The organism is Persicirhabdus sediminis (assembly GCF_016595495.1).
GTDB lineage: Bacteria > Verrucomicrobiota > Verrucomicrobiia > Verrucomicrobiales > Akkermansiaceae > Persicirhabdus > Persicirhabdus sediminis.
The window spans coordinates 241,058-252,672 of record NZ_JAENIM010000041.1 but is presented as its reverse complement, the minus strand read 5'-3'; the positions used below and the strand labels follow the sequence as shown (position 1 = coordinate 252,672).

The window sequence follows — 11,615 nt, the reverse complement described above, 5'->3', positions numbered from 1 at the left end:
ATTTTGCTTCGGGATCTAGAATGAGAATTTTGGTTTAGGCAGATGCTTGATTTGCCTTGTCCAGAACGCTTTGCGCGTCTTCTTCAGATACCCCTAATGCCGCAGCAATGTAGTCTGCTGGCATTTGTTGGACGAGCTCGATGGTCATGCCACCAGCTCTGAAAAGTTTATCAGCCTGCTCAGGGTCGAGACCCAGAGTATCAGCCAGTCCACCTGCAGCGTCAGATACTTTTGCTTCGAATTGTTCGTGCTCAGTATCGTCTTTGCTTACTTTGACTTCCCAGCCGAGAAGCTTGGCGCTTAGGCGTGCGTTTTGTCCGCGGCGACCGATTGCTTTGCTAAGCTCGGACTCATCGACGCTGACATGAACGACTTTGTTCTCTTCATCAAGTTTAATGGTATTCAAAGTAGCAGGCTTAAGTGCTTCAACGATGAATTCCTTAGGATCGTCATCCCATGGGATGATGTCGACTTTTTCGTTATTGAGTTCGCGAACGATGTTTTTCACACGAGCACCGCGGAGGCCAACACAGGCTCCTACAGGGTCGACATTTTCGTCCTGAGAATCAACAGCTACTTTAGTACGGTAGCCAGCTTCACGAGCGATGCCGCGCAGTTGCACAGTACCGTCGGCGATTTCAGTCACTTCTGATTCGAAGAGACGACGCACGAAGTTTGGATGGCTACGAGAAAGGATAATTTCTGGTCCACGTTGGTCATTTTCTACAGCGACAACGTAAACACGAATCTGGTCGCCGATATTGTAATCTTCAGTCACCACGCGCTCACGTGATGGCATGCGGCCTTCAAATTTGCCGAGATCAACCAGCACGTCACTCTTTTCAAAACGACGAACGGTACCGCTGACGATGTCACCAGCGCGGTCCTTGAACTCTTCGTAGAGCATTTCTTTCTCCGCCATACGCAGACGCTGCATCATGGTTTGCTTCGCTGTTTGCGTAGCAATGCGGCCAAAGTTGGCTGGAGTCACATTGAACTCGATCGTTTCACCCGGAGTGATTTCAGGAGTCTTCTTCTGAGCGAGGCTGAGAGGCACTTGGTTGTACTTATCAGTAAGTTCTTCGTCCTCTACCACTTCCAAAGTTGCGTATACATTAGTAATGCCCTTCTTTGGGTTTACTTCTGCGCGTAGGGTTTCAATGGCATCCGCTCCTGGCACCATTTTGCGATAAGCCGAGATAAAGGCGTACTGGAGAGAGGCCACAACCTTCTCACGGTCAATTCCTTTCTCTCTTTCGTAATAATCGATCAGGGCTACGATATCGTTTGTCATGTGCTGGCGTTGTTAAATTGTTCGATCCTTAGACACAAAAGAGTGGGTCTTTAGAACCCACCCCACGCAGTGTCGAAGAGTTGTGCAAGAGGCCTTAATGTACTTATTGCCTATTAGCAAGCACAATCTACGCTAGGAAAATGGCACTAGATAGCAAATTTACGCTCAATATCAAAAAACTACAAATGCAGGCAAATTAGCTAGCTAGCAGGCTATTTCCGAGCAAATTCATCAGCCGTAGATCGGCAGCTAGCACAGCGACTTTACAAAAATTAAACACTTGTCCCAGTAATGATCCTCAGGCTATGCCATAGTCATGATCACGCTCGCCATCGCACTTGGCTCATTTATCCTCTATTTTGTGGCCTACCATACCTATGGAAAATGGCTGGGTGAGAAAGTTTTTCGCCTCGATAGCAAGGCCCGTGTTCCTTCCATTGAGCTGGAAGATGGCAGCGATTATGTGCCCACTCACAAGAATATTGTCTTTGGTCACCACTTTACCTCAATTGCAGGCACTGGCCCCATCGTTGGTCCGGCGCTTGCGGTGATGTGGGGATGGTTGCCTGCGCTGCTTTGGGTGCTGTTTGGTTCTATCTTCATTGGCGCCTTGCACGACTTTGGCTCACTGATCATCTCGATGCGCAACCGCGGACAAACAGTCGGCGACATCGCCGGACGCGTGATCACGCCGCGTGTGCGCATGTTATTTTTGCTCATTCTCGCGCTCGCGCTGACGATTGTACTCGCCATCTTTGGCCTCGTCATCGCCGCCGTTTTCAAGCAATACCCACAAGCGGTCACTCCATGCCTGATCCAAATTCCTCTAGCCGCCGTGATTGGCCTACTCATCCACCGCAAGGGCGGGAAAATTCTCATCCCTTCATTAATCGCGCTGGGGCTGATGTACTTGTCCGTTACCTTTGCCGATACCCCATTTTTGCATCAATTTAATACCACACTGGCTAGCCAGAGCATCATGACTTGGGTCTCAGCCCTACTGGTTTATTCCTACGTCGCCTCGGTCTTGCCCGTGTGGACATTGCTGCAGCCACGCGATTACATTAATTCACTGCAACTGCTCAGCGCATTGGCGCTACTACTCGTCGGCCTCGTGGTAGCTGGATTTTTTGGTGGCGCGCCAGTGTCCGGCATCCGCCCGCCGCTGGAAATTGCCGCTCCTGCAGTGGAGAGCAACTTCACCGCCAAAAACCTGCCACTGATCTTCCCATTTCTCTTTGTCACCATCGCCTGCGGAGCGGTCTCTGGTTTCCATTGTTTAGTCTCCTCAGGCACCTCATCCAAGCAACTGCGCTGCGAAACTGACGCCAAGATGGTGGGGTTTGGCTCCATGCTCACCGAAGGATTCCTCGCGGTTTTAGTCATCCTCGCCTGTGTCGCTGGCCTTGGGCTCGGAGTTTCCAGCCAAGGAGGCACCTTATTGGGAGCTGAGGCATGGCAGACGCGCTACGCCGACTGGGGAAGCACGCAAGGGCTGGCGGCCAAAGTTTCCGCCTTTGTTGATGGATCCGCCAACTTTCTCAAAGCGCTCGGCATCAGCGCCACATTTGCCACTACTTTGATGGGCGTGTTTGTCGCCTCATTTGCTGCCACCACACTGGATAGTGCCTGCCGACTCCAGCGCTATGTGATCCAGGAAATTGCAGCCACCATGGTACGCCACCAGCCAACTACAGCGCCACATACCGGCATCAAAATCACCGCCAATCCCATCAGCTGGCTGTGCCACAAACATGGCGCCACGCTTTTTGCCATCGCCATCGCCTGGTGGATGGCCTCGCTACCCGCTGCTCCGGGAAAACCAGCTGGCACCGGCGGGCTCATTCTTTGGCCACTTTTTGGCGCCACCAACCAGCTGCTCGGTGGCTTAGCCTTTTTGGTGATCCTATTCTGGATGCGCCAGCAGAAGATGCCGATCTGGTTTGTCGTTCCACCCGCCATTTTCATGCTGATTTTACCTATCTGGGCAATGGGCTACCAAATCTTTGTCGCCGCCATTGGCTCAAACCAGAGCTGGATCGACAAACAACAATGGCTGCTCGTTTCTATTGGCCTATCTGCCATCGCCCTCGAGCTGTGGATGATCGCCGAAGCCGTACTTGGCTGGAAATCTCAGCGTGCAGCTGATCCCATCACTCCACAAACGGTAGAGCAAAGTTAATCGCTCTCATTCGCTCAAGCTGACCAAACTCACCCCAGCTGGTCCCCTATTCTGGTATCAGAGAAACCGCCAGCGCTGCAAGTTAACCAGCCGCTCGGCTGACTCCCTCTCCAGCTGGCGACCGTGAAATTCATCGCATCACAAAAAAATGGCTGCTCACCTCATCAAAGGTGGCAGCCATTTTATAAATTCATCAGGTCTAAGAAGGACCGATAGCTAGCGAGCATTGGCAATCGCCTGCCGCTATAAGCTAAGTATCAGAGAAGGTCTATTTGGTCTCTTCCTTGTCTTTGGTCTCTTCCTTGTCTTTGGTCTCTTCCTTATCTTTGTCCTTATCTTTGTCTTTGCCCTTATTCTTGGCTTTTTCTTTCTGGCTCTTGCGCATATCGCGATCTTTAAGCTCTTCTTTTTCACCCTGCTCGTTGATCAAGGCAAATGTACCGCCAGTTCCTTCAGCCAGAGCTTTCATGCCCTCGTATGCCTTTGGCTCCATCAGGGCGATGGCATTGATGGTGATGTTATTTTTCTTAGCACGTTTAGCATACTCCGTAGCAACTTCTACGGAATCATTACCAGCAGAACCATCAGTCATGAAAATAATGGTCTCCGGCTTAGGATCCATTCCTTCGATGGCCATATGAAGTGGAATTTTCCATACAGTACCAAGCACGAGCTTTTGCTCGTTGATAATTTTGATACTATTCTTCAAATTACGATCACTCACTTTAATCCACTCAGGTTTAATGATCTTATCATAATCTTCGAAATCCCAGCCGTTAAAGCCACCTGAGTTAACGTAATCATATTTGCGAGTTCCGTGTTTCACTTCGCATCCTTTTGAGCTGCCGGATGTACTACCAATCACCTCGTCACCAGCAACCCAAGCTGGGCCAGCGAAGAAGATCAGCTGGTAGTTTGTCTCAGGAGGAAGCTCACCCACAGACTTGGAAAGTTCTTTGCGCATCAGCTCTTCACGACGACCGCTCATTGATTTTGAGTAATCGATCACAAACACAATGTTGCCACCGCTCACTTTTTGACCAAAGAAAGTTGGGCCGCCACCGCCGCCAAATCCGCCACCTTCGCCCCAGCCGTCACCGAAGTCGTTGCCGTCACCAAAGTCCTCGGCAATCTCCAAGCTTACTTGATCAGGCACTGGAACAGCTACGTTAGATACTGTATTCGCCGCAATCACGCGTGACATATTTGAGGAAGGTGAACTCGGGGTACGCTCAACTTGACGGTTAATCTTGCGCTTTTGTGTCGTTTCTTGCGCCGCATCAGGGCTGCCTTGATAAGAAACAATCTGCACATTTTCTTTTTCAATATTAGCGACAAAGAAGATCGCCAACAGAACGGCTGCCAAAACCACCGCGAGAATAGCGATGAGAGTACTACTGATCGCTGTATTGCGACGCTGTTTTTCTAAAGCCTGCTTAGCTTCGGGTGTAAGTGTTGCGTGAAGTGCCATAGTGTTTTTCTAATTGTAAGGTTTCGCCCTATTAACACCTATAGATACGGTTTTATTAGCCCATTTAGACCTCTAGCCACAAATTCCCCACCAAAGGGCTACAAAACCGACTATTTGGCCGTAGCAATTTAACATTAAACCCATTAATTTAACCGCGCCGCTGTTATCCCCACAGTTGTCAGCTGGCTATACATGGACTTTGAAGCAAATTCACCAGCGCAACACCCTGCCCACTGTTAAAACTCTATAAGCTACCACAATCTCGCTGCCACAGAGTTCAAGCCCGAGCTGAATGCACAAAAAAAATCAATGGCCTCACCCCAAACTGGTGGGAGCGAGCCATTGATTGTAAATTAAGACCTTACTGAACTGCTAGCCAGACCGTGGCCAGCATTCTAGCTATTCATCATCTTTGTCTTTGTTCTTTTCTTTCTCCTTTTTCTTCTCTTTCTCTTTCTTGCGGATATCACGGTCGTTGAGCTCTTCTTTCTCTCCTTCAGAATTAATTAGAGCAAAGGTTCCGCCAGTTCCCTCAGCTAGAGCCTTCATCGCCTCGTAAGCTTTTGGTTCCATCAATGCGATGGCATTTACTGTGATCTTTTTCTTCCGCGCAATGTCAGCAAACTCCTCAGCTACTTCTAAAGAATCATGCCCAGCCACACCATCAGTCATGAAAATAACGGTATCTGGCTTAGGATCCATTTCCTCAATCGCAAGATGTAGCGGCAGCTTCCATACCGTGCCTGTAACAAGCTTCTGTGTATTGACGATTTCGATGCTCTTCTTCAGATTGCGGTCACTGACTTTAATCCAGTCCGGTTTGATAATCTTGTCCTTGAATTCCCAACCGTGAAAGCCACCTGAGTTGGTATATTCATAGGTCTTGCGCTCATGTTTCACCTCACAGCCTTTTGAGGTGCCAGAGCATTTGCCAATAACTTCATCACCAGCTACCCATGCTGGCCCGGCAAAAAAGATCAGCTGGTAATTAGTTTCTGGAGCCAGCTCGCCAATAGATTTTGACAGCTCCTTACGCATCAGCTCTTCGCGGCGACCGCCCATTGATTTTGAGTAATCAATGACAAACACAATATTGCCACCGCTCACCTTTTGACCAAAGAATGTTGGTCCACCACCGCCACCGATGCCACCGCCATCACCCCAGCCGTCGCCAAAGTCATTGCCGTCACCAAAATCCTCCGAGATTTCCAAACTGACCTGCTCGGGCACAGGTACTGCCACATTAGATACCGTATTCGCCGCAATCACTCGCGCCATGCTGGATGATGGTGAACTCGGTGTGCGCTCAACCTGCCTAGTAACCTTGCGCTTTTGCATCTGGTCAATAGGGGCCTCAGGGCGTCCCTGGTAGGATACAATCTGCACGTTATCCTTTTCTATGTTCGCCACAAAAAAGATAGCTAGGACAACGGAGGCTAAAACGATCGTCAAAACAGCAATCAAAGTACTACTGATCGCTGTATTGCGCCGCTGCTTTAATAAAGCTTGCTGGGCTTCAGGTGTAAGATTTGCATGTAAGGCCATAATTTCTTAATTTGTGTGTTCTCTTATATTTAACATACAAGCGTATCATTCCATTAGGACCAATCGACTATAAATCGCTAATTTACAGTACCTTTAAGATAAATTTTTGCATAAAACAGGCCAACATTAACACTAAAAGCATTGTGCCCACTCACTATCAACGTATTCCATAAACAAACTTCGCCATTAAAAAAAATCTAGCTAGAGCTAAATCACCTGTCAGCCAGTGAATTATTTGCCCATTTCTCACCGATAAGAAACCAGCTAGCACGCTCACTTTCGCGAATTGATGATTCAGCAAATCATGATATTCTGAGGAATGCCCATGCACAAAGACATCGACCGCGTTCTCATTGACGAAGATATCATCCTCAAGAGATTAGATCATATAGCAGAAAAGATCCGCGCCGACTTTGAAGGAAAACCACTCGTCGCCATCGTCTTATTAAAGGGCGCCATGGTTTTCACCGCAGACCTACTGCGCCGGCTGCCAATTCATCTAGAAATTGAATGCCTCAATGTAGCTAGCTATAAAGGAACCTCCAGCACCGGCATCGTTTCCTTCCTGGATAAAAAATTACCCGATGTCGCCAACAAGAATGTGCTCATCATCGACGACATTCTAGACACAGGCAGAACACTCGAAGCTGTCGCCGAGAAGTTATCCGACAATGGCGCCTCGATGATTAAAACTTGTGTCCTGCTCACCAAGGACATCCCGCGTGAAGATTTTAAAGAGGCTAACTACAGCGGATTTGATATCGCTAATGAATTTGTTGTTGGCTACGGGTTAGACTACAACGGCCGCTACAGAAATCTGCCGTTTATTGGCGTGCTCAAGCAAAGTGTTTACCAAGACTAAGGTCTAATGATTGGCTAACGATAGCGCGAAAATTATATCAATTTCAGGACAAAAATAAAACACCCCCTCAGGCCTACCAGCTAGAAGGGGTGTCTTTATTATCACACACTAACACTGAAATGAAATTAGCATCAGAAAGTGTTATGGACAAGGAAAAACAACCGTTTAATTTTCTCGGTTTAGTCATTTCACTTTATGCAAACAATTTCAACTCAACAACCATGCGGCTTTGAGGGTAAATGACTAACATAAATATTTTTTTCTACACATCCGAGTAGTCGGACAACAAAACCAACAATTCACTACTTATTGACCACCAATGAGATAGTTAAGTCAACTTCATTGCCCAAGATTTCTAGCAAAATGACTCCCAGCTAGAAGACAGACCTGCCAAACTAACTACCATTTTTGCTGCATCGCCTTCAGCTCACGCGTCACCATCATCTGCAGCTTTCTCGGCGCCTTCACCTTCGCATTTCTCCCCCAGCTCAAAACTAAGCGCATCACATCTTGCAGCGAATCCAGACGCATTCGCAGCTCCACCAAATCTCCATGATCATCTAGCACTTTTGTTTTTTGCGTCGGATGCCAGCGGCGTTCTTGCACCACTCTAGCCACCCAATCGCGGCAGTGGATGACAACTTCCTCTGCGCCTAACTGAGGTTGTTGATTTTGAGTCGACCAAATTCCCAAGCTGCCGCTCAGGTATTCACCAATATGAAAATCAGCAGGTCGCTCAAAGGATTTCTTCAATGCCCGAGCGCCAACCATACGCTGAAGGGCAAAAGTACGTATCCCCTCACGCATCGGATCATAACCAATCACATACCAGCCACCTTCAATCTCGCCCACATGATAGGGGTGAAGCTGGCGCTTCTCTAATTGTTTGGCTCCCATTTTTCGGTAGCTAAATCTAATCTCGCGCTGCTGCAAAACCGCCTCAGCAATCATGCCAAACAGTTTGAGGTCGGCATCCACCACACCACTCTGTTTGACAGAAAATGCCTCATCCAGCTCAGACCAAGATAGGGAGACCTTGCCGTCTAGCACCTGGCTCAACTTGTTCATCGATTCACCTAATGATTTGGCCAATGACGTTCCCCTAACTTGACTCAGTGCCTGCTTGGTCAAAAACAGAGCCGCTAGATCTGATGAGGTAAAATCAAAGATCGGAAAGTCATCAACCGGCGATCCATAATAGTAACCGTGCTGGCTAGATTCATATTCTAGCGGCAACCTCAACTCATCGCGCATGAAGTCGACATCCCGTTGAATCGTCTTACGCGACACTGCAAAATGCTCAGCGATTTGTGAACAATTGGGATAGCCTCCTGAGCGAACAGCTTCATGAATATAATACACCCGTGCCATCGTTTGTCGCCCACCAGATTTCCTACGTTCATCGCTCATTACCATCAGTTAAGCTGAAAAATATTGAAAAAAAATAACAAATTTAGCCCTCCCCCCAAATTTGTCCCACCCTAAGCGGTATAGTAGTTCACGTGAACAGCTATATTAAACACGAGATAGAATACATCCAAGCAACGCGAAGAGAGCTTAAGGCAAACAAAGTCAGCTGGCTAGCAAAAGAAATTCCAGCGTGGCTAGCGCCCTTCAGTGACCCAACTAAGGCCGACTTCATGATCCCGGTCTTCCTCATCACCACATGTTTCTTCAGCGCCGCTACCATCATGATTTGCTATTGGCTGAAATAATTCCACTTGGCGAAAAGCATGTTCCCAGTCACTACATGGGCGTGAACACGGCTCTCTTATTTGATCTCGACGGAACTCTCATCGACTCGCTGCCAGGCATTGGCAAAGCGCTCAATCTCGCTCTAGCAGACCTTGGCCTGCCAGCTCATTCAGACACTTCGGTGAGATCGTTCATTGGCGACGGAGCTAGAATGTTAGTTGAGAGAGCTCTCATTGCCCACCGTGCTCCAGTCGACCTAACTACAGCTGGCGTCACCGCTTTCCAAACTCACTACGCCTCATGTTGGCAAGATGGCAGCCCGATGTATGCGGGCATTGCTGAATTACTAAAAAAACTTCAAGCAACTGATCTGCAACTCGCCGTCGTCTCCAACAAACCTCACGCCTTTACTTCAGCTATCATTGAGACGCTTTTTCCAGCTGGTACATTTGCCGCCTACACTGGAGCTCTAGAGCACTTAGCAATCAAACCTTCAGCTGAACTTGCCCAGTTAGTGGCAGACCAGCTAGACATCGATCCAGCGGAATGCTTGTTCATCGGCGATTCTACCATCGATATCCAAACGGCTAAAAATGCCGGCATGGCAAATCTAGCTGTAACCTGGGGATACCATGACCGTCAGCGCCTTATCGATGAACAACCAGATAATCTCGTTGATTCAGTGGCCCAGCTAGCTCAGTATCTGGGACTATAAATTCCCTATGAGCTACCGCACCCAACCATCCAACAGCTCGGACTACCCATCCGGTCTGCCCTACATCATCTTCAACGAAGCTGCCGAGCGCTTTAGCTTCTATGGCATGAAAGCCGCCTTGGCGATTTTCATCACCCAATACCTCCACCTCATGGGGCCACAGGTGGACATGCCCGTCTCCAACAGCAAGGCTAACGAATACGTCCACTACTTTGTCATGTGTGTGTACCTCACACCATTATTAGGTGCTATCATCTCAGATGTTTGCTGGGGAAAATACAAAACCATCATTGTGCTCTCAGTGGTTTATTGCTTTGGCCACGCAGCTCTAGCAATGGTGGGTATTAGTGGGCCACCAGCGCTCTGGCTATTGGCTGGATTAGGACTAATTGCCATAGGTTCGGGTGGCATCAAACCCTGCGTCTCAGCTCACCTTGGTGACCAGTTTGGGAAAAATAACCAACACAGGCTCAGCATTGCCTATAACTATTTCTACCTTTCTATCAACTTTGGTGCAGTCATTTCCAACCTCTGCATTCCATGGATTCTAAAATGGTATGGCCCTCACTGGGCATTTGGCATCCCCGGCGTGCTCATGGCGCTGGCTACTCTAGCATTCTGGTTTGGCCGCAACAAATTCATCCACGTGCCAGCAGCCGGCCTAGGCTTTCTGCGCGAAATGAAATCTCCGCTAGAATTTCTATCAGCCTTAAAACCCTGCATCATCTTTCTTTTCATCCCCTTCTTCTGGGCGCTGTTTGAGCAAACCGGCTCGTCTATGGTTTTTCAAGCTGTCGATATGGATAGGCAGCTCTTTGGCATTGAAATTCTCCCCTCGCAGATTCAAGCAGCGAACCCGTTTCTCATTCTGCTCCTCATCCCGTTGTTCACCTTCTTCATCTATCCAACAGTCAATAAAATCATCCCTCTAACGCCACTCAGAAAAATCGGCGCAGGGCTCTTCTTAATGGTCGCCGCCTTTTCAACCGTAGCTCTCGTGCAGGCTGCTATCGACTCCGGTAAAAGCCCAACAATTCTCTGGCAGCTATTTGCCTATCTATTGCTCACCGCTTCAGAAGTGATGGTTTCGGTTGTATGTATTGAGTTCGCCTACACCCAAGCACCCAAGGCAATGAAGTCTATCATCATGGCATTGTTTTTCCTCAGTGTGGCCATGGGCAACTTTATCACCGCTCAAGTCAATAGGTTCATCCAAACCCCTAGCCCAATTGCTTCTGCGCTCGACGATTTCCGAAAATTGCCAACACCTACTGATTCTATCAGCTATGCTGGTTTTGACCAAAAATTGAATACCGCTGACGACATCATCGTACATTTCAATGATGATCAAATCAGCCAGCTAGAAGTACCATCACAGCAACAACTCACCCTAGCTAACACAATCATTAGCGACTGGAGCCAGGACAATCAATCACTGCCAACCACCGAGCAAGGCAATGAACTCATAGCTGGAATGCTAGATTCATGGTCTGAGCCAATTAGTTACCAACGCCTCAACAAGCTCACCTACAGAATACAATCTAATGGACCTGATAAATTGCCGACCACTCAGTGGGACGTCGGCCTCATAGAAAGCGTCGATTTCACAACCACTGATGACACTCTAAGTGAAAATAAACCTAGCTGGCTGGAGAGACGCAGCCTTGAGCTCAACTACATTGCGCCCGAACAACTGGGCGGTAAACATTTGAACTTTTATGCCGGTGGCCAAGATAAGCTTGAAGGAGCCGACTACTTTTGGTTTTTCACAGGCATCATGCTAGCTACAGCCATTCTTTACGTACCCGTAGCTAGACTCTACCCAGAAAAGACGATTCTCCAAAAATAGGA

At 48.3% G+C, this 11,615-nt stretch carries 9 protein-coding genes; 5 read left to right on the top strand and 4 right to left on the bottom strand.

The window, feature by feature from the left end:
• Positions 1–34: 34 nt before the first annotated feature.
• Positions 35–1,294, bottom strand: coding sequence for a transcription termination factor NusA (gene nusA, locus JIN82_RS11790; RefSeq protein ID WP_200311849.1), 1,260 nt, complete (start codon positions 1,292–1,294; stop codon positions 35–37).
• Positions 1,295–1,610: 316 nt separating this feature from the next.
• Here nusA and JIN82_RS11785 point away from each other — a divergent pair, with 316 nt between their 5' ends.
• Entirely contained in the window at positions 1,611–3,476 is a 1,866-nt protein-coding gene (locus JIN82_RS11785) for a carbon starvation CstA family protein (RefSeq protein ID WP_200311848.1), read from the top strand.
• Between the two features lie 268 nt (positions 3,477–3,744).
• Here JIN82_RS11785 and JIN82_RS11780 read toward each other — a convergent pair whose 3' ends face one another.
• Together JIN82_RS11780 and JIN82_RS17600 are read right to left on the bottom strand one after the other, a co-directional pair.
• Complete coding sequence (locus JIN82_RS11780) at positions 3,745–4,947, bottom strand: vWA domain-containing protein (protein ID WP_200311847.1); 1,203 nt, start codon at positions 4,945–4,947, stop codon at positions 3,745–3,747.
• Positions 4,948–5,346: 399 nt separating this feature from the next.
• Positions 5,347–6,357: a vWA domain-containing protein gene (locus tag JIN82_RS17600; protein ID WP_325099506.1), complete on the bottom strand. Its 1,011-nt coding sequence runs from the start codon at positions 6,355–6,357 to the stop codon at positions 5,347–5,349.
• 460 nt (positions 6,358–6,817) lie between these two features.
• Here JIN82_RS17600 and hpt point away from each other — a divergent pair, with 460 nt between their 5' ends.
• Positions 6,818–7,354 (top strand): hypoxanthine phosphoribosyltransferase, encoded by a 537-nt coding sequence (hpt, locus tag JIN82_RS11770; RefSeq protein WP_200311845.1) that lies wholly within the window; start codon positions 6,818–6,820, stop codon positions 7,352–7,354.
• A gap of 399 nt (positions 7,355–7,753) precedes the next feature.
• Here the strand turns inward: hpt and JIN82_RS11765 are convergent, their stop codons facing one another.
• Positions 7,754–8,764 carry a helix-turn-helix transcriptional regulator gene (locus JIN82_RS11765; RefSeq protein ID WP_234041963.1) on the bottom strand — a complete coding sequence of 337 codons (1,011 nt, stop codon included), beginning with the start codon at positions 8,762–8,764 and terminating at the stop codon, positions 7,754–7,756.
• A 92-nt stretch (positions 8,765–8,856) separates the two neighbouring features.
• Here JIN82_RS11765 and JIN82_RS11760 point away from each other — a divergent pair, with 92 nt between their 5' ends.
• From JIN82_RS11760 to JIN82_RS11750, 3 genes are read left to right on the top strand one after another with little or no spacing between them, the layout of a single operon-like run.
• On the top strand, positions 8,857–9,069 hold the full coding sequence (locus JIN82_RS11760; RefSeq protein WP_200311843.1) for a hypothetical protein: 213 nt from the start codon (positions 8,857–8,859) through the stop codon (positions 9,067–9,069).
• A 41-nt stretch (positions 9,070–9,110) separates the two neighbouring features.
• Positions 9,111–9,764: an HAD family hydrolase gene (locus JIN82_RS11755; protein ID WP_200311842.1), complete on the top strand. Its 654-nt coding sequence runs from the start codon at positions 9,111–9,113 to the stop codon at positions 9,762–9,764.
• Positions 9,765–9,771: 7 nt separating this feature from the next.
• Complete coding sequence (locus tag JIN82_RS11750) at positions 9,772–11,613, top strand: POT-type proton-dependent oligopeptide transporter (protein WP_200311841.1); 1,842 nt, start codon at positions 9,772–9,774, stop codon at positions 11,611–11,613.
• Positions 11,614–11,615 lie beyond the last annotated feature (2 nt).